General features: G+C 72.9%; 13 protein-coding genes. 7 read left to right on the forward strand and 6 right to left on the reverse strand.

The genetic code is table 11. The features are described 5' to 3' along the window. Positions 1–409: 409 nt before the first annotated feature. The 3 genes from ABZ956_RS26800 (at position 410) to ABZ956_RS26810 (ending at position 5,543) form a co-directional block, all read left to right on the forward strand. Entirely contained in the window at positions 410–2,533 is a 2,124-nt protein-coding gene (locus tag ABZ956_RS26800; RefSeq protein ID WP_361898750.1) for a catalase, read from the forward strand. Positions 2,534–2,638: 105 nt separating this feature from the next. Continuing rightward, the gene (locus ABZ956_RS26805; protein ID WP_361898753.1) at positions 2,639–2,827 is read left to right on the forward strand and encodes a CsbD family protein; all 189 of its coding nucleotides are present in this window, start codon (positions 2,639–2,641) and stop codon (positions 2,825–2,827) included. A 247-nt stretch (positions 2,828–3,074) separates the two neighbouring features. Continuing rightward, complete coding sequence (locus tag ABZ956_RS26810; protein WP_361898755.1) at positions 3,075–5,543, forward strand: SpoIIE family protein phosphatase; 2,469 nt, start codon at positions 3,075–3,077, stop codon at positions 5,541–5,543. A 135-nt stretch (positions 5,544–5,678) separates the two neighbouring features. Here the strand turns inward: ABZ956_RS26810 and ABZ956_RS26815 are convergent, their stop codons facing one another. From ABZ956_RS26815 to ABZ956_RS26825, 3 genes are read right to left on the reverse strand one after another with little or no spacing between them, the layout of a single operon-like run. Beyond that, positions 5,679–6,701: an NAD(P)/FAD-dependent oxidoreductase gene (locus ABZ956_RS26815; protein ID WP_361898758.1), complete on the reverse strand. Its 1,023-nt coding sequence runs from the start codon at positions 6,699–6,701 to the stop codon at positions 5,679–5,681. Next, the gene (locus tag ABZ956_RS26820) at positions 6,698–7,222 is read right to left on the reverse strand and encodes an isoprenylcysteine carboxyl methyltransferase family protein (protein WP_361898894.1); all 525 of its coding nucleotides are present in this window, start codon (positions 7,220–7,222) and stop codon (positions 6,698–6,700) included. Before ABZ956_RS26820 ends, ABZ956_RS26815 begins: the two co-directional genes overlap by 4 nt. A gap of 40 nt (positions 7,223–7,262) precedes the next feature. Further along, a complete protein-coding gene (locus tag ABZ956_RS26825; RefSeq protein ID WP_361898761.1) occupies positions 7,263–8,324 on the reverse strand; it encodes a 3-oxoacyl-[acyl-carrier-protein] synthase III C-terminal domain-containing protein in 1,062 nt (353 codons plus the stop codon). A 119-nt stretch (positions 8,325–8,443) separates the two neighbouring features. Between ABZ956_RS26825 and ABZ956_RS26830 the strand changes: the two genes are divergently transcribed. Next, entirely contained in the window at positions 8,444–9,313 is an 870-nt protein-coding gene (locus ABZ956_RS26830) for a UbiA family prenyltransferase (protein WP_361898764.1), read from the forward strand. Here ABZ956_RS26830 and ABZ956_RS26835 read toward each other — a convergent pair. The 3 genes from ABZ956_RS26835 to ABZ956_RS26845 form a co-directional block, all read right to left on the reverse strand. After that, a complete protein-coding gene (locus ABZ956_RS26835; RefSeq protein WP_361898766.1) occupies positions 9,306–10,691 on the reverse strand; it encodes a cytochrome P450 in 1,386 nt (461 codons plus the stop codon). The genes ABZ956_RS26830 and ABZ956_RS26835 overlap by 8 nt on opposite strands. A 149-nt stretch (positions 10,692–10,840) precedes the next feature. Then, complete coding sequence (locus ABZ956_RS26840; RefSeq protein ID WP_361898769.1) at positions 10,841–12,337, reverse strand: glycoside hydrolase family 47 protein; 1,497 nt, start codon at positions 12,335–12,337, stop codon at positions 10,841–10,843. A gap of 219 nt (positions 12,338–12,556) precedes the next feature. Continuing rightward, positions 12,557–13,552, reverse strand: a complete 996-nt coding sequence (locus ABZ956_RS26845) for a helix-turn-helix domain-containing protein (protein WP_361898771.1) — start codon at positions 13,550–13,552, stop codon at positions 12,557–12,559. 313 nt (positions 13,553–13,865) lie between these two features. Here ABZ956_RS26845 and ABZ956_RS26850 point away from each other — a divergent pair, with 313 nt between their 5' ends. Genes ABZ956_RS26850 through ABZ956_RS26860 form a run of 3 tightly spaced genes read left to right on the forward strand, consistent with a single transcriptional unit; the run spans position 13,866 to position 19,337 of the window. Continuing rightward, complete coding sequence (locus ABZ956_RS26850) at positions 13,866–14,375, forward strand: peptidase inhibitor family I36 protein (RefSeq protein WP_361898774.1); 510 nt, start codon at positions 13,866–13,868, stop codon at positions 14,373–14,375. Between the two features lie 38 nt (positions 14,376–14,413). Next, a complete protein-coding gene (locus tag ABZ956_RS26855) occupies positions 14,414–15,340 on the forward strand; it encodes a hypothetical protein (protein ID WP_361898777.1) in 927 nt (308 codons plus the stop codon). 34 nt (positions 15,341–15,374) lie between these two features. Beyond that, positions 15,375–19,337: an SGNH/GDSL hydrolase family protein gene (locus ABZ956_RS26860; protein ID WP_361898780.1), complete on the forward strand. Its 3,963-nt coding sequence runs from the start codon at positions 15,375–15,377 to the stop codon at positions 19,335–19,337. Positions 19,338–19,495: the final 158 nt, after the last annotated feature.

Below are 19,495 nucleotides of genomic sequence, written 5' to 3' on the forward strand. Positions count from 1 at the left end.
GAGGATCGCCTCGGGGCGATGCCGCCGCTGTCCGACGCGGCGGGGCGGCCGTGGCAGGGGCGGCCGGTGCGGCGGACTGTCCGCCGCCCGGGGTGGCCGTCGGTAGGGGGCCGGCCGCAGGGGTCCGGCTGCGTTTGGCTGTGTTCGCCTGCGTTTGTAAGAGTCCGGCCGGGCTGTTCGCCCGGGGGGACGCTCCATGACCACCCGTAGTCGAAACGACTCAAGCAGCAGCGTCGCACACAGCCGCCGCCACCACCACTCGAGCCGCCCCACGGCCGGCGTCCGCCCCGGCCCGCCGGGTTTCGGCTTGCCCGCCCCGGGAACGCGGGTGAGCCTGAGGGAGCGAGCGGCGCCTGCCGACGGACGCCGTCCCTCCCGAGTGCTCCCCATGTTGGAAGGAAGTGCACGCGTGTCCGCCCACCACCAGTCAGCAGGCCGGGGCGACCCGGCGGCGCAGGACGCCAAGGACCAGCAGCTGGAACGGTTCCGCGCCGCTCCCGAACACGACGCGCTCACCACCGACCAGGGCGTACGGGTCGACGACACCGACAACGCGGTACGCGCCGGGACGCGCGGGCCGACGCTGCTCGAGGACTTCCACAACCGCGAGAAGATCACGCACTTCGACCACGAGCGCATCCCCGAACGGGTCGTCCACGCCCGCGGCGCCGGCGCCTACGGCTACTTCGAGCCCTACGGGTCGCTGAGCGAGTACACCTGCGCCGACTTCCTCGCCGAAGCCGGCCGCCGCACACCCGTCTTCGTGCGCTTCTCCACCGTGCAGGGCCCGCGCGGCTCCGCCGACACGGTGCGCGACGTCCGCGGCTTCGCCACCAAGTTCTATACGCGGGAGGGCAATTACGACCTCGTCGGCAACAACATGCCGGTGTTCTTCATCCAGGACGCCATCAAGTTCCCCGACTTCGTCCACGCGGTGAAGATGGAGCCGGACAACGAGATGCCCACCGGCGCCTCCGCCCACGACAGCTTCTGGGACTTCGCCTCCCTCCAGCCGGAGACCACCCACATGCTCATGTGGCTGATGTCCGACCGGGCCATCCCCCGCAGCTTCCGCATGATGCAGGGCTTCGGCGTCCACACCTTCCGCTTCGTCACGGCCGACGGACGCGGCACCTTCGTGAAGTTCCACTGGAAGCCCAAGCTGGGCGTCCACTCCCTGATCTGGGACGAGGCGCAGATCGCGGCGGGCCGCGACCCCGACTTCAACCGCCGGGACCTGTGGGAGGCCATCGAGGCCGGCGAGTACCCCGAATGGGAGCTCGGCGTCCAGCTCGTGCCCGAGGAGGACGAGTTCTCCTTCGACTTCGACCTCCTCGACGCCACGAAGATCATCCCCGAGGAGCAGGTGCCGGTGCGCCCGGTCGGCCGGCTCGTGCTCGACCGCAACCCGCAGAACTTCTTCGCCGAGACCGAGCAGGTCGCCTTCCACACCGCGAACGTCGTGCCCGGCATCGACTTCACCAACGACCCGCTGCTGCAGGGCCGCAACTTCTCCTACCTCGACACCCAGCTCATCCGCCTGGGCGGCCCCAACTTCAGCCAGCTCCCCGTCAACCGGCCCCTCGCCGACGTCCACCACAACCACCGCGACGGCTTCGGCCAGCAGGTCATCCACCCCGGAACCAACTACTTCCCCAACTCCCTGGGCGGCGGCTGCCCCGCGCACGCCGGGTCCGGCGGCGGCCCCGGCGTGTTCCGGCACTACGCCGAACGCGTCGACGGGGAGAAGATCCGGGTACGCAGCGAGAGCTTCCAGGACCACTACAGCCAGGCCGCCCTCTTCTGGAACAGCATGGCGGACTGGGAACGGCGCCACATCGCCGAGGCGTTCAGCTTCGAGCTCGGCAAGGTCGGCTCCGTCGAGGTGCGCGAGCGCATGGTCGGCAACCTCGCCCACGTCAACGCCGACCTCGCCAACACCGTCGCCGACAGCGTCGGCGTGCCCGCCCCGCAGGCCGTCCCCGGCGTCAACGAGGCGGCCTCACCGGCCCTGAGCCAGGAGAACCTGCGCGGCTCGGGCATCCGTACCCGCAAGGTCGCCGTCCTGGCCGCCCACGGCACGGACGTCGGCCAGGTCGCGGCGGTCCGCGAGCGGCTCACCGCCAAGGGCGCCGTCGTCGAGGTGCTCGCGGCCAGGGACGGCAACGTCCGCGGGACGGGCAGCGACACCCTCGACGTCGACCGTGCGCTGCCCACCATGGCCTCCGTCCTCTACGACGCCGTCGTCGTCCCCGACGGCAAGGAGGCCGTGGCCGCGCTGGCGGCCGATCCGGCCGCCGTGCGGTTCGTCGAAGAGGCGTACCGGCACGGCAAACCCCTCGCCGCGCTGGGCGAGGGCACCCGCCTGATGACCGCGGCCAAGCTGCCCGAGGACGTCGTCCTGGGCGAATCGGCCGTGGACTTCGGCGTCCTGATCAGCAATGGCACCGCCTCCCCGGAGGACGTGGCCGACGGTCTGGCCGCAGCCCTGGAGCAGCACCGCTACCCCCGCCGGCCGGGCCTGCTCAACTGACGCGGGCAGGCCCGTTCGGCCGCCCGGACATGCGTCCCGCGCTGGGGAGGTTCACACTCGACGGCGGGGGCGACCCATCCCTCTCTCGAAACGGAGTGCCGTGGCATGAGTGCCAAAGACAAGGCCAAGGCGAAGGCCGAGCGGGCCAAGGGGCAGATCAAGGAGACCACCGGGAAAGCCGCCGGCGACCGGCGCATGGAAGCCGAGGGACGCGCCGCCAAGGCCAAGGGCGAGGTCCGCGAGGCGGTCGAGAAGGGCAAGGACGCCCTCAAGCGCAAGCGCGGCGGACACTGACCGCCGCCGCGCCGCCCGCGACGGAGCCGGCCACGGGCCGCACCTGACCGGGCCGCGCAGGGCGCCCGGGCCCGGGTCCGCGCCCCCCTGATCACCCCTTCGCCGGGCACGGTCACCGTGTCCCGGCGAAGGGGTGCACCGTCCACGGGCCGCGACGGCCCCCGCCGGCGGTAGCCCGCACGGCCCCGACTGTCGAAGGTGTGCCCCTGGCACGGGCGTGGCAGGCTGCCTCCAGGAAGGCGGTGTGATGAACGGACCGGTGACGCTCTTCCGGGAAAGCCCCGATGACCCCTTCTCGGTGGCCGGTGCCGCCTCGGCGGTACTGGACCACCGGGGGACGGTCGTCGGCTGGGGTGAGCGGGCCGAGACGTTGCTGGGCTACGGGGCCGGCGAGGTGATCGGGCGCGCCGCGGCCGAGGTCCTGGTGGCCCCCGGTGACCGCGACCAGGTCCTGGACGCGGCGGCGCAATGCCTGGACTCCCGCGGCTGGTTCGGGATCGTGCCCGTGGTGCGGGCGGACGGCGAGCGCGTGCTGCTGGGCGTGCGGGCCCGCTGCGTCACCCGGGACGGCCCCGACTGCGAATGGTTCCTCGTGGCCGCCCCCGCGGAGACCGTGATCCAGTGGGAGACCGACCGCTCCGTGCTGGACGGCCTGTTCCGGCGGTCGCCGATCGGCCTGGCCGAGCACGCACCGGACCTGACCGTCCTGCGGGTCAACCGCCCGATCGCCCACATCGGAGGCATTACCGTCGAACAGGCGCGCGGGCACCGCATCGGCGACTTCCTGGTGGACGAGGACGCGCGGACCATCGACGACCGGCTGCGGCAGGTGCTGGAGACGGGCCGTCCGATGATCTTCACCGAGCAGTCCTGCAGGCTGCGCGCCGACCCGGCCCGCGAGCGGTTCGTGTCCGTCTCCGCCTTCCGCATGGAGGACTCCGAGGGAGAGGTGCTGGGCGTCACCCAGTTGGTCGAGGACGTCACCGAACGGTACCGGGCCCGCCGCCGCCTGGCACTGCTCGACGACGCCGGCGCCCGCATCGGGACCACCCTGGACGTCGCGACGACCGCCCGGGAACTGGCCGAGGTCGTCGTCCCCGCGCTGGCCGACTGCGTGTCGGTCGACCTCCTGGAGCCCGTCAGCCGCGGCGAGGAACCCTCGCAGGACGCCTTCGGCCCGGTCCGCAGGGCCGCCACCAAGTCCGTCGTCGCGCAGTCGGAACAGGTGCAGTACCCGGTGGGCGAACTCATCGACTTCGCGCCGGACACCCCCCAGGGCACCTGCCTGGCCGAGGTCCGGCCCGTCCTGGTCTCCCACATCGAGGGCATCACCGGCCTGTCGGCCGTGGCCCACGAGCGGGCCCGCCAGGCCCAGGACATCGGCGTCCACTCCGTGATGATGGTCCCCCTCGCCGCCCGCGGCCTGGTCCTGGGGCTGGTCACCCTGTGGCGGGCCCGGCACCCGGAACCGTTCGAGGACGACGACCTCACCCTCGCCGGGGAGTTCGCCGCCCGCGCCGCCGTGTGCATCGACAACGCCCGCCGCTACACCCGCGAACACCACGCCGCGCTGAACCTCCAGTGCCGCCTGCTCCCCGCGGAACTGCCCGACCTGCCGGCCGTCGAGGTCGCCCACCAGTACATTCCCGCGGGCGCCGTGGCGGGCGTGGGCGGGGACTGGTTCGACGTCATCCCGCTCTCCGGCGCCCGCGTCGCCCTCGTCGTCGGCGACGTCATCGGCCACGGCGTCGACGCGGCCGCCACCATGGGCCGGCTGCGCACCGCCGTGCACACCCTGGCCGACCTCGACATGGAACCCGAGGAGGTCCTCTCCCACCTGGACGACCTGGTGCACCGGCTGGCCGCCGAACAGGAGGCCAACGCCCGCGACTTCCCCAACGACCAGGTCACCGGCGCCAGCTGCCTCTACGCCGTCTACGACCCGGTGTCCCGCTGCTGTTCGGTGGCGCGCGCCGGACACCCGCCCCTCGCCGTGGTCACCCCCGACGGGAAGGCCGGCTTCCCCGACCTCCCCGCCGGGCCGCCGCTCGGGCTGGGCGGCCTGCCGTTCGAAGCCATGGAGTTCGACCTGCCCGAAGGCAGCCTCCTGGCCCTGTACACCAACGGCCTCGTCCAGACCCCGGGCCTGGACGTCGACGCGGCCCTCGAGCGCCTGGCCGCGGAGCTGTCCGCGCCGGCCCGGGCCCTGGCCGAGACGGCCCGGAACGTGGTGGACGCGCTGCTGCCCGCCCGCCCCACCGACGACGTCGCCCTGCTCCTGGCCCGTACCCGCGTGCTCGCGTCCGAGCGGGTGGCCACCTGGACGCTGCCCGCGGAGGCGAGCGCCGCCGCGCAGGCCCGGTCGCTGATGAACGACCAGCTGACCGCCTGGGACCTGGAGGAGATGGCCTTCACGACCGAACTGATCGTCAGCGAGCTGGTCACCAACGCCTACCGCTACGCCGGGGGACCGGTGACGCTGCGGCTCATCCGCGGCCCCTGCCTCATCTGCGAGGTCTCCGACACCAGCAGCACCTCGCCCCACCTGCGGCGGGCCCGCAGCACCGACGAGGGCGGCCGCGGCCTGTTCCTGGTCGCCCAGCTCACCGAGCGGTGGGGCACCCGCTACGGGCGCGAGGGCAAGACCGTCTGGACCGAACAGGCACTGCCCAGCGCACCGCGGGCCGGCGCCGGCCCGCCGGGGACGGCCGGCTAGGCCTGCTGCCCGCACCGTCGCGTCGTACGCCCGAAGGGCGCGGCCCGCGGCGCCCGACGCCGGGCGGTGCCCCCAGTGCCGGGCGCACGGGCCCGACGGGCCCGTGCGGAACGCGCCCGGGCGCCCCGCCGGCCGTCACTGCAGCGCGTGGACCGCCGCCGCGAACAGCCGCGGGAGCCTGCTGGCGGCGGGCACGATCAGACCGGCCGCCCGGGGGTGCTCGCGGGCGAGCAGCAGCCCCTCCGTCAGCAGCCGGTGGCGCCGCGTCAGCCGGCGCCACCGCGCCTCGTACTCCTGCGGCCGGCCCGCGGCCAGGCACCGCACGGCCGCCCCGGCCGTGGCCAGGGCGAGCGCGATGCCCTCGCCGGTCAGGGCGTCGACATAGCCCGCCGCGTCGCCCACGAGCAGCACCCGGCCGGCCACCCTTCGCCCGGCCCGCCGGCGCAGCGGCCCGGCGCCGCGCACGCTGCTCGCCGAGGGCCCCCGCAACAAGGGCGTCAGAGCCGGGAACCAGGCCAGGCGCTCCTCGTAGCCGCCGGCGCCGCCGCCCGGACCCAGCACGGCGACGCCCACCAGATCGTCGCCGACCGGTGTCACATAGGCCTCGCCGTGCCGCGACCAGTGGACCTCCACGCAGTCCGTCCACGGCCGCACCCGGTAGTGCCGGCGCAGCCCGTAGCGGGCGGGCCGGGGACCGGGCGGCGACTCCAGGCCCAGGGCCCGGCGGACCGGGGAGTGCAGCCCGTCGGCGGCGATCAGCCAGCGGGCCGTGAGGCCGCGGGCCGTCACGCCGCCGGCATCCTGGCGGACCCCGGTGATCCGTCCCGGTACCACGCGCACGCCCACCTCGGCCGCGCGCCGGCGCAGCGCCGCGTGGAGCGCGGTGCGCCGCACGCCCAACCCGCTCGCGTGATGGAACGCGGCCTCGGCGCTGCGGTCGCCCTGCACATAGCGGATGCCGCGCAGGGGCGCTCCGGACACCTCGACGCCCAGGGCACGCAGCGCCCGTACGCCGCCGGGCATGATGCCCTCGCCGCACGCCTTGTCCACCGGGCCCTCGCGCGGCTCGACGACGACGGTCTCCATGCCCGCCAGCGTCGCGTGGATCGCGGCCGCCAGCCCCGCCGGACCGCCGCCCGCCACCAGAAGGTCGATCACGGCCGTACACCCGCCGCGGCCGTTCTCAGCGCCGTCTCCTCGCAGCGCACGCGCACGGTCAGCAGCACCGCGTTGAGGGCCGTGAAGACCACGGCGGTCACCCACGCGGTGTGCACGAGCGGCAGCGCGAGCCCTTCGGCGACGACGGCCACGTAGTTCGGGTGGCGCAACAGGCGGTACGGCCCGCCGGTCGCCAGGGGCAGGCCGGGAACGACGATGACGCGGGTGTTCCACCGCCGTCCCAGCGCGCGTACGCACCACCAGCGCAGCCCCTGGGCACACAGCAGCACCCCCAGCATGGGCCACCCGAGGGCGGGGACGAACGGCCTGTCGCCCAGGACCACCTCCAGCAGGCAGCCGGCCAGCAGGCCGGTGTGCAGCGCGACCATCGGCGGATAGTGGCCCCGGCCCGTCTCCACCCCGCCACGGGCCAGGCTCCAGCGGGCGTTGCGGAGCGCGACGACGAGCTCCACGCCCCGCTCGGCCGCCACGGCGCCCACGAGCAGCGCGTACCACAAGATGCTCCCCGCCACATCGTCTCCCGTCATCGATCCGCCGTCCTCACCAGCGCAGCAGGACGAGTTCGCAGCAGAAGCCCGGCCCCATGGCCAGCAGCAGGCCCGGCGAACCGGGCGGGGGCGGCCGGCCGGCCAGGGTGTCGCGCAGGACGTGCAGGACCGACGCCGAGGAGAGGTTGCCCACCTCGGCCAGCGACCGCCAGGTGACGTCGAGCGCCCCCGGGGGCAGGTCGAGGACCTCGGTGACGGTCTGAAGGATCCTGGGGCCACCGGGGTGGCAGACCCAGCGCGCCACGTCCTTGGGCTTGAGGCCGTGCTCGCCGAGGAAGCCGCGTACGTCGTCGGCGAGGTGACGGCGGACCACGTCGGGCACGGCCCGGTCGAGGACGACCCGGAAGCCGGTGCCGCCGATGTCCCAGCCCATGGCGCGCTCGGTGTCCGGGTAGAGGTGGCTGCGGGTGGCCAGCACCGCAGGCCCGTCCGCCCGCCCGGGCCGGTCCGCGCCGCAGGCGACCACGGCCGCGGCCCCGTCGCCGAACAGGCCGGTGGCGATCAGGTTGGCCGTGGAGGCGTCGTCGCGCTGGAAGGTGAGCGAGCACAGCTCCACCGACAGCAGGACGGCCACCTGGTCGGGCCAGCCGCGCAGATAGTCGTGCACCCGGGCGATGCCGGCGGCGCCCGCGACGCAGCCCAGGCCGAAGACGGGCAGCCGTTTGACGTCCGGGCGCAGGCCGAGCCGTCCGACGAGCCGGGCGTCGATGGAGGGGGTGGCCAGGCCGGTGACGGAGGTGAACATCAGCAGGTCGACGTCGCCCGGCCCGAGCCCGGCGGCCCGCAGCGCGCCCCGCACCGCCCGCGCGCCCAGGTCGGTGGCGGCCCTGACGAAGACGTCGTTGGCCGCGCCGAAGCCCGCCAGCCGCGGATAGCGGTCCAGGGGCAGCACCATGTGGCGCGAGCGGACGCGGACGCTGCGGTGCAGGCGGTCCAGGACGGCGCGGTCGGACCCGGGCGGCAGACATGTGCCCGCGACCATGTCGGTGATCTCGTGCTGGGCGTGGCGGTGCGGCGCCAGGATGCCGTGGACGGCTGCGATCCGGGTCGTCATGCCACTTACCGCCTCAGGAGTCTGTTTCCTTCCCATCTGCCCCGCGGGGCCGCGGTGGTACCGCCAATCGCCCGTCCGGCGGCCCGCACCGGACGGCCCGCCCGCCTACGATCACCTTCGTGGAGACCTGCGAGCGGCCCCGGCCGGACGGCGTGGTCCGGCCCCGGCCGGGCCCGGCCGCGGCACTGGCCGCCGCCTGCCACCCGGGGCCGGCGACCGCCGTCACCGTCCTGGCGGTCGCCCTGGCCGCCGTCGCCGGGCAGAGCGGACCCCGCTGCGCCCTGGCAGGGGCGGCCGTCCTGACGGGCCAGCTGTCCGTGGGGTGGTGCAACGACGCCTTCGACGCCCACCGGGACGCCGCCGTCGGCCGGCACGACAAACCCGTCGCCCGCGGGGCGGTCGCGCGAGCGGTGGTGTGGGGCGGCGCGTTCACCGCGCTCGCGCTGTGCGTGCCGCTGTCACTGGCCTACGGCTCGCTCGCCGGCGTAGTCCATCTGACGGGGGTGGCCGCCGCGTGGGCGTACAACCTGCGGCTGAAGGCCACGGCCTGGTCCTGGCTCCCCTACGCCGTGGGCTTCGCGAGCCTGCCCGCCTTCGTCGTCCTCGGCCTGCCCGGCACCCCGTGGCCGGCCTGGTGGCTCGTCACGGCCGGCGCGCTGCTGGGCGTCGGCGCCCATCTGGCCGACACCCTGCCGGACATCACCGCGGACCTGGGGACGGGGGTACGGGGCCTGCCGCACCGCCTGGGGAGACGGGGCACCCGGCTCGCCCTGCCGGTGCCGCTGGTCGCGGCCACCGCCGTGCTGGCCCTCGCGCCCGCGGGCGCACCCGCCGTGGTGGGGCCGGCCGTCGTGGCGGCGGCCGCGGTGACGGCGGTGGCCGGCGTCCGGCTCGGCCGCCGGTGGGAGCGGGCGCCCTTCGCGGCGGCGGTCCTCGTGGCCGGCGCGGACGTGGCGCTGCTGCTGGTGTGGGGCGCCGGCCTCAGCTGACCTGCGCCGGGGGCGGGCCGAGGACGCGCACCGTCGCCCGCAGCGGCACGGCCGGCTGCAGGAGCAGGCCCGCCTCGGGCTTGACGTCGCCCCCGTCGACGTCCACGTGGAAGCGCTGCGCCAGCGTGGCGAGCACCAGGGCCGCCTCCACGAGCGCGAACCGGGCGCCCAGGCAGGTGCGCTGGCCCCCGCCGAAGGGGAACCAGGCGTGGTCGGGAATGGGATCGGGGGCGTCGGGGTCCCAGCGCTGCGGGCGGAAGGCGACGGGGTCGCGGAACCAGCGCGGGTCCCGGTGGGTCGACCACTGGCTGCACCAGACGATGGTCCCCGCCTCGACGGGATGCCCGGCCAGCGTCGCCCCTTCCCTGGCCACCGCGGGGATCAGCCACGCGGGCGGATAGAGCCGCATGGCCTCCTTGACGACCTGCTGGGTCCACGTCAGGCGTTCGTAGTCCTCGTACGCCGGCGGCCGGCCGCCCAGCACCGCGTCCAGCTCCTCGGCGAGCCGCGCCCGGGCGGAGGGGGACGTCGAGAGCAGGAACCAGGTCCAGGTCAGGGCGGTGGAGGTGGTCTCGTGCCCCGCCGCCCACAGCGTCACCGCCTCGTCGCGCACCTCGCGGGTGGACAGGGAACGGCCCTGCTCGTCCCGGGCGGCCAGCAACCGGCTCAGCAGGTCGTCGCGCAGTTCCGCCCGCCCCTCGCCCGTCCCCCTGCGCCGGGCGTCGATGAGCCGGCCGACCTCGGCGTCGATGACACCGACGGCGGCCAGCAGCCGCAGCCGCGAGGGGGTGCGCACCCAGGACGGCAGGAACAGGTTGATGCTCCGCAGCTCGGCGCCGGTCTCGCGCTGGACCACGTCCATCGCGTTCGCCAGGAGGTTGCCGCGGCCCGCCAGGTCGTTGCCGAAGAGCGTCCGTACCACGATCCGCTGGGTGAGCCGGGCCATCTCCCGGCGCACGTCGATGCGCTGGCCGTCCCGCCACCGCCCGGCGTGCGCCAGGGAGCAGTCGACCATCGTCCGCGCGTAGGCGCGCACCTGGCGGGGGCGGACGGTCGGCTGGACCAGGGCCCGCTTGCGGCGCCAGTCGGCGCCCCGGCTGAGCAGGACGCTGTCGCCGACGACCTGCTTGAGTGCCCAGCCGATCTCGAGGGTCTCGTAGCTGCGCTCGACGGCCCCCAGCAGTTCGGCGATGTGGTCGGGGCGCGAGATGAACACGCTCGGGCGCCGGCCGAGCGACCAGGTCACGAAGTCCCCGAACTCGTCGCGCAGCCGTACGAAGAACGCCAGCGGGTCTCTGCCGAAGGTGAGGAGATTGCCGAGCAACGGCAGGCCGGGCGGGCCGGCCACGGGTTGCACGGAGACCTCGGACGCGGCCATGGCGGGCAGACCTCCCGGCATCGGGGACGACTGGCGTGAGAGGGCGGGTGGGACTCATTCTTACGTACCCCTGAAGCGCACGAAATAAGGCTTTCACGTGATATTGGGGTCCACGGGGGTCGGCGGACGCCGGGAGAGCCGGCCCGCCGTCACGCCCGGCCGCGCCGCAGGCCGCGCAGGACCTTGCCCTCCGTGCTGAGGTAGCCGCGGGCGTAGTCGAAGCGGGAGGTGCCGGAGAAGGTGAGGTAGAGCCACTTGAAGTTCTCGGCGAAGACATAGGCGGGGCAGTGGTCGCCCTTGGGCATCGGCCGCCTGGTGACGTCGGTGACGACGGTGTAGCCGCCCGGCACGCGGTGGTACTTCCTCAGGTTCTGGAAGTAGCGCCAGGCCGTGGTCCGGTAGTACGCGTCCCCGGTCTGCCAGTACAGCTGGAAGGCGCAGTTGGCGTACTCGGGGCGCAGGTCGTTCCTGGCGCTCACCACCGTCATGCGCCGGTAGTCGATGGCCTCGGGGATGACGGTGTATTTGTCGAGCACGGCGGTCCAGGACCGGTAGTAGTCCGCGGCCAGGGCGTTGTCCCCGCCGACCGGCAGGATGGCCACGGCCAGCGAGGACTGGCGCCGGCTGAGGAGGGCCCCGGTGCGGAAGTCGACGTGCTTGAACCACAGGCGGTCGCCCACCCGCTCGGCCTGGTACTTCCTCAGCGCCGCGGCGAACGAGCGGAACCAGTCCCGGCACTCCTCGTCGCGGAACATCTCCCAGGCGCCCCACAGGTATTCGTAGAACGAGTCGACCGGCGGGTCGACGGCGCTGCCCTGCCGGTCCGCCCACCGGCCGCTCTCCACGTTGAGGCGGGTGGCGAGCAGGCCGATCGAGGACCGCCGCTGCACGACCGCCCGCAGCGCGCGCTTGGCCGCCCGCCAGTACCGGTCGTCGCCCGTGAGGTCGGACAGCACGCCGAACTCGAGGATGTTGGTGCCGATCTCGGCCAGCGGCAGCGTGGCGCCCGAGACCCGGCCCGTCCGCAGGTTCACGTACCGGTAGGGCATGCCGGTGGGGGACTTGGTGAACGCGGGCAGCACCCGGTCCGCCAGGTCCACGCAGCGGCGCAGCAGCCCCCGGCGGCCGGTGGCGAGGTAGCCCGCGAGCAGGCCGCCCACCAGGCGGATGGTGGTCTCGAAGACCTGGAAGTCGGCGTCGATGTCGAAGTCCAGACGGTCCGTGATCCACTCGGCGCACAGGTCGACCTCGTCGTCGAGCCCCATGAGGTGGTGCGTGTCGAGCGCCTCGATGATCGACAGGCCCACCGGGTGGCCCTTGGCGAAGAACTCACGGTGGCGCCCCGAGACCGGCAGCACCTCGTCGTGCCCCCACGCGTGCCGCTTGTACCCCCGCCAGGCGTGCAGGAATTCCGCGCGGATCTCCCGCGCCTTCGACGCATCCGGCCGCACACCGGCCGGCCTCCCGTGCGCCGCGCGTCCCGGCGGCGCCGGCGGGGAGGAGGCCGCGGGCGCCGGCGGTCCGCCCGCCCCGGCCCGCCGGGCACCGTCGAGGACGACGCCGCCCGTGGTGAGGGTGCCCGCGGCCGCGAGCGCGTACAGCATGCCGCGCCGGGTCGGCCGTGCGGCGAGCGATGTGTTGATCATGACGGGCAGGTCCTCCTGACCACCGGCTCCGGACCCGGACAGTGCACAGTGATCGCAGTATGGAGCTGATCGGCCCCGCCACGCGGCAGGCGCGGCGTCGGACGACGCCGCATGGGGCCACGGCCCGCGCGTCGGGACCGCGGCCGCCGGGCCGCCGCGCCGCACGGCGGCCCCGTACGCCCGTTCGGCACGGACGGGGGCCGGCCGCCCGGCCGCCGCCTACGCCGAGACCACCGCGCCGGGCGCCACCGGGGGCGGTCCCTGGTGGCGGGCGGCGCGCTCGCCGCGGCGGCCCGCCGCGGGGCCGGGCCGTTCCTCCCGTTCCTCCCGCTCCTCGCCGAGCAGCCGGTCGGCCGTCGCGGTGCGCTGGTAGAACACCTCCCTGCCCGTGCGCACCCGGCTGACCAGCCCGCCGCGGTGGAGGTGGGAGAGGTGGTACGAGATCGTCGACTTGCCGAACCGGTGCAGGGCGGCCAGCTCCGTGGTCGTCCGGGGCGAGCCCAGCGTGACCAGCAGGTCGAAGCGCGAGCGCCCCATGACGTCGGCCAGCGGATGGCACGCCGGCCGCTCCCGCGTCCGCGGGGGCCGGCCGTCCGGCCGGTGCGTGGGATAGATGAGATAGATGCCGCGTTCGTGCCAGGGGTCGATGCTCACCATCCAGTTGACGGCCAGGGGTGAGGGGAAGAAGCAGATCCGGCGGGCGGACGTCGTCCCCAGGTCGTGCGGCGTCCTCATGTGCAAGGCGCCCTCCCGGTAGGAGATCGCCGGATGCAGCGCGTCGAGGGCGGCCCCCAGGCCGCTGCGGACGATGGTCTGCGCCCGGCATTCGAGGTCTGCCTCGGCCTCGGCGATCAGGGAACGCGCCGAAGGGGCGAGACCGGCGTTCCAGAAGGCGTCCAGCTCGTTCGCGACCCGCTCGGCGAAGGCCGACTCGCCCAGTTCCAGGAATTGCCGCACGGAAGCGAGTTCGGGCCGTCGGCCGCCCTGGCGCGGGGATGTGCCGTGCGCCACGGATGCCAGCCGTCGCATCTGCCGGGCGACGACATGTCCCGGAGTCGTCGCGACGTGATGCAACTCCGCCTCGAGGTCCGGACAATCCGCCTCCAGCGCCGGAGTCATGAAGTCCGGCGTATAGCCGCGGATGTCGCGGCGCAGCGCGGTCAGCAGCGGCAGTCGTGAATCGTCGAGCGCCGCGTCGATGTCGTCCAGCGCCACCGGATTGCGGGTGAGCGTCCGCGGGCGATGTGGATGCAGAGCCGCCGCCGCTTGCATCAAAGGCGATATCCCGAAGCGGGATTCCGCCAGTGCGTCCGCACTGAGAGAAATTTCAATCATCTTCGTCCGGCCCCCCGGTCCACCGTTCGAACGTCATCGAATCTCCTTCTTTTACCAGGAGTTGTGATGTTTGGCTCGGCCATTGAGACGGGGGGAGACGGTGGCCGGGCGCACGGGGTTCGCCCGGCCACCGTCCGATGCTCCCTGCCTCCGTGAATCCGTCCGATTCCAGGGAGAGGCAAAGGAATCAGTCATGCCGAGTGCCAGAAAACCGATGGGGCTCAGAACGGCCGCCGTCGGAGCGTCCGTCGCCGGCCTCCTGCTCGGGGCCACCACCACCGCGCACAGCAGCGGCACGGGCGCCGCGGCGACGTCGTACGAATCGAAGAACTGCGCGTCGCGCTACGAGTGCGTGGTCCTGTTCCACAACAGCATCACGCCGGGCATCCCGCTGGGTGCCTGTTTCGTCGCCGGCCGCAACACCCCCGACCACTGGGGGCGGACCGAGAACGGCGGGACGCACCCGGTCCGTTACGTCTTCCGCAAACACCAGGGCAGCTACTGCGACTCGAGCGGTGACGGCCAGGAACTGCGGAAGAACGCGGCGGCCGTCAGCAACCGGACCTCCAGTAACCACCGTATCTACACGGGCTATTCCTATACGGGCACCTCGCAGCGGATCAAGCCGAAACGTGATGAATTCCCCGTCAACTTGAACCGCGCCCTCAAGAACAAGAACCAGTCCTCGCGGAAGGCGAACTAGCGGCCATGTCCGAAACAGCAGCAAGAACGCGGCGGACAGTGGCCACCGCGCTGGCGTGCGCCGGCGTCCTGGCCGTCGCCGGATACGGATGGCAGGACCGGCACGGCGACGACGCCCGGAACGTGCGCAACGCGGCCGCGACCACGTCGGCGGAACCGAGGGACCTCTGGCCGAAGGAGACCCCGCAGAGCGGTCTCACCCAGGGCATGACCCTGCCGCTGGAGCGCTACCTCGTCGCCTATCCGGACGATGTGGCCTACGCCAAGGCCAAGTACACGCTGGACCGCGCCTGCATGTCCGGCTTCGGGCTGACGCTGAACGACCCGAAGCCGGGATTCACGCCGCCGCCCGCGTACACCTCGGCGAACATGCCCCGCCGCTACGGCGTCAGCGACCCCGCCCAGGCCCGCACCCACGGCTATCACCTTCCCGGCGACGACGCCAGGACGCCCGTCGCCGCGGAGGAGGAGCAGACCAGCGAGGACGGGCACCGCGTGCTGTTCGGCGGCCCCTCGCCGACGGGGCCGGGCGCCCTGGTGACCTACAACGGCAAGCCCGTTCCCGCCGGGGGGTGCGCGGGTCAGTCCGTACGGGCTCTCGGCGGCGACCTCGACGAGGACCTCGCCGCCGAGCTGACGGGCGTCTCCTTCGAGGACTCCCAGCAGGATCCGCGGGTCAAGGACGCGCTCACGGCGTGGGCGGCGTGCATGAACGGCAAGGGGCACTCCGTCACCCACCCCGTCGAGGCGGCCCGCACGGACTCCGAGCGGGCGACGGAGCAGGAGATCGCCCGGGCCACCGACGACGTGACGTGCAAGCAGTCCACCGACCTGGTGCGGACCTGGTTCACGGTCGAGAGCGAGATCCAGAAGAAGCAGGTCCTCGAACACCACGCGGCCCTGGAGAGCGCCCGGTTGAAGAACGCGGCGGTGCTGCGGGCGGCCGGCGAAGCGGCGAAGCGGTGACGCGGTGAAGCGCACCGGAACGGCAAGGAGCAGCATGAGACAGCGAAGAAGGGCACGGGCGCCGCTCGCCGCGGTGGCGGCCGCCGCCGTGTTCATGGGCCTGGCGACCCAGAACGCCGCCTGGGCCGAGGACGGGCCCGGCAAGCGGCCCACCCCCTCGCCGACGGCCACGGGCAAGCCCGCGCCGACGGCGGTGCCCCCCGACCGGCGCACCGACGTCCTGGGCAAGGACTGGCAGCGGTCGCAGGACCGGGCCTGGACCACCACCGGCGACGCCGACGGCTTCCACATCCTGGTCGCCGACCAGAAGGACGCCTTCACCTGGCGCACGGCCGCCTCGCTCTCCGAGCCGGGCTTCGAGACCGACACCTGGATCGGCAACGCCTGCGTGACCGGCTCCGGCCGCAAGGCCGTGGTCGCCTACGCGCCCCGCGCCTTCACCAACAAGCCCGAGCTGATGCACCGCGGCGCCTTCACCGCCGTCGTCGACCTCGCCTCCGGTGAGGTCACCAAGCTCAAGTCCCAGGCGTCGCTGGCCTACTTCAGCCCCGGGTGCGGCACCGGTGAGAGCGCGGTGCTCTCGCAGTACGCGGGCGAGCACAAGAACGCGACCCGTCTCGTCGAGGTCGACACGGCGACCGGCAAGACGGCCGACCCGCTCGAGCTCGACGGACAGATCACCTCGGCCGTCCCCGGCGGCAAGGGACGCATCCTCGCGGCCGACTCGGCCCGCGTCGTCAGCATCGACACCAAGACCCGTCAGCGCACCCCGCTCGTGACGACCGAGCGCATCCCCTTCCAGCTGAAGCCCGACGCCGACGGCGGCCTCGTCTACCTGGACCGCCCCGTCGCTCGCGGCGTGAGGAACGACCAGGCGGGCCAGGGCGCGGTGAAACGGCTGACCGCCGCGGACATCGCCAGGCCCGACGCCCGCAGGAACCGCGCCGCCACGCTGGCCACCGGCCGGCTCACGGCCATGGACCTGTCGGCGAGCGCGAACGGCACCGTCTTCATCACCGGCGAGGCCACCGTGCCCGGCTCCCTGCCGCCCACGGTCAAGCGCCCTGCCGTCCCCAAGGACGCCACCGCCACCACCCGGGGCGGGGCCCTGGTCACCTCCACCGTATGGGCGGACGGCAAGGACACCCGGATCCGCCCGGACGAGGCCCTCGGCACGCGCAGCGCCAAGATCGGGCTGAAGGTCCTCGGCACCGGCAAGAACACCGACTTCGAGGTCAAGCCGTCGGTCGCCGGCGCGCAGGCGAGCCAGGGCCGTACGCTCTCGCCCGCGCTCGCCACGGCTCAGGGGGCCCCGTCCCTCAAGGCCCCGGTGGACGGCGCGGCCGGCTCGCGGAACTCGACCGTCGAGGCCGAGCGCTACTGCTCCGTGCCCCGCAACGACCCGCGCAAGCAGGCCATGCAGCCCAAGCCGCGCCAGGTCGAGTGGGCCGTGGACCAGGCCATCACCAACAACCTGAACAAGCACATATCCCGCCCCGCGAACTGGAAGAACCTCGGGATGGGGGCCTACAAGCCCCAGGACCTCTTCCCCCTCCAGAAGCTGTCGGGCGGCGGCCGGGTGCCGGCTCAGGTGATGCTGGGCATCACCGCCCAGGAGTCGAACATGTGGCAGGCGTCGCGGTACGTGGTACCCGGCGTCACCGGTAATCCGCTGATCGGCAACTACTACGGCATCCTGTACACGGCCGGCGGCGACCAGATGGACCCGTGGAAGGTCGACTGGAAGGAAGCCGACTGCGGGTACGGCATCACCCAGGTGACCGACGGCATGCGCATGGCCGGCCGCGAGAAGAAGGGCGAGAAGGCCCTCCCGCCCCTGAAGCAGGAGGCCATCGCCCTCGACTACACGGCCAACATCGCCGCGGGCGTCAACATCCTGATCGACAAGTGGAACCAGACCCGGGACGGCGGGCTCACCGTCAACGGCGGCGACCCGAAGTACATGGAGAGCTGGTTCTTCGCCCTGTGGGCCTACAACGCCGGCTTCTACCCGAAGGCGGACGCGGCGAAGAACAAGGGCAAGTGGGGCGTCGGCTTCACCAACAACCCCGCCAACCCGCTCTGGAAGGCCAACCGCACCCCCTTCCTGGAGAACTCCAGCGGCAAGGACGACTACTCCCACGCCAAGCACCCCCAGGACTGGCCCTACCAGGAGAAGGTCCTGGGCTGGGCGGCACGCCCCCTGGAGGGCCTGGAGTCCCCCGGCAAGGTGGTCAGCGGCTTCCGCCCCGCCTGGTGGGTCAGCAACGAGGCCCGCACCAAGGTGAAGCCGCCGGAGGACCTGTTCTGCTCGGACGTCAACGAGTGCGACCCGTCCAAGATCGACGACCACGACGCCAACATCCCCGGCGAGGGCGCGTGCAAGCGCGAGGACCTGCACTGCTTCTGGAACCAGCCGGTGAAGTGGAAGGAGTGCTCGTCCGGCCTGCCGGCCATCGCGTGCGGCAACGAGATCCTGCGCTTCGACGACACCTACAAGGAAGAGGCCGACGGTGACGCCTACTTCCCCACGTGCCGCGACGACTCCGCCTCCAACGTCCTCGTCGTCGACAACGTGCCCCACAACACCCCCAACCCGCGCTGCGGCCGCACCTACTCCCCGAACGGCACCTTCTCCTTCGACTTCGGAGCCGGTGAGGTCAACCCGGCGTCCGGGGAGCGGTACTGGCCCTCGAAGGTCGACACGCACCAGCTCGGAGGGGGCTACGACGGCCACTTCTACTTCGCCCACACGCGGGCGCAGGACCCGGACAAGGAACGGCTGAAGGTCACCGGCACCTGGACCCTGGGGCAGAAGCTCACCGGCTGGGCCCGGGTCAAGGTCTTCATCCCCGATCACGGAGCCCACACCCGCGAGGCGAAGTACTTCATCGAAGACGGCAAGATGAAGACGCACCGCATCACCCAGCAGCGCATCGGGGGCAATTTCTGGGTCAGCCTCGGAGTGTTCAAGTTCGACGGCACGCCGAAGGTGTCGCTGTCCACCGTGGCCCAGAAAGCGAACGGAACCGAGGACATCGCCTGGGACGCGGTCGCCTTCGAGAAGCTGCCCGGCAAGCCGAAGGACGTCATCGTGGCGATGGGCGACTCCTTCGCCGCCGGTGAAGGCGCCTCCAGCTCGGGCGGCGGCGACTATTTCCCGGAGACCGACAACAACGGCGACGACAGTTTCCTGCGCTCGGCCTGCCACCGCTCCAGGCACGCCTGGTCCCGCGAGGCGAGGCTGCCGGGGAAGCCGTACAACATCGGCGACACGGGCGACACGGTGGATCAGGACTTCCACTTCATCGCCTGCTCCGGCGCCCGGACGAACCACATCCTCACGGACATGAACCACGGGGAGCAGGCCCAGATCGAGCAAGGGTACCTGGACGAGAACACGACGCTGGTGATGCTGTCCGTCGGCGGCAACGACGCCAATTTCAGCGACATCATCAAAAAGTGCTTCCAGTCCGGGGACTGCACCGACCAGGACGCCGAGGAGCGCGCCCTCATCAAGGGCAAGGTGCGCTCGGACCTCATCAAGACCCTCGACGCGATCCATAAGAAGGCGGAGAACGCCAAGATCGTGCTCATGGGCTATCCGCCGCTGCTGGAGGACAAGGCCGAGTGCCTGAGCGTCACCGTCCCGCCCGGCTTGCAATTCGGCATCAGCGCCCGTGAATCCCGGTGGCTGAACGAGATGGGCGACCTTCTCGCCGAGCAGATGGAGTCGGCCGCGACGACCTCCAAGCCGGGCGTCGCCAAGAAGGTGTGGTTCACCAACCCCAAGGAGCAGTTCAAGGGCAAGGGGATCTGCGGCGACCCGGAGAGCATCCACGGCATCGTCACCGATCTGACCCCCGGCGACGAGCCGGCCAAGAGCTGGGGCCCGCTGAACTTCGGCATCTCGGCCCAGTCGTTCCACCCCAAGCTCGCCGGCGCCAGGCTCTACGCCGACGCGCTGGAGGCCACGTTCCGCCGCATGGGAATGTGATGACAGGGCACGACAGCCCGACTCCCTAGGAACCGAAGCAGCCGCCTTCCCCGCACGGGGGAGGCGGCTGCGCCCTACGGACCCGGAGCGGCCGCGCCGACAGCGCGCCGGTCCGGGCGAACCGCGTCACAGCGCGACCATCGCACTTTCGGGTGGAA

It is taken from the genome of Streptomyces sp. NPDC046261 (assembly GCF_040646235.1).
In the GTDB taxonomy this organism is placed as follows: domain Bacteria; phylum Actinomycetota; class Actinomycetes; order Streptomycetales; family Streptomycetaceae; genus Streptomyces.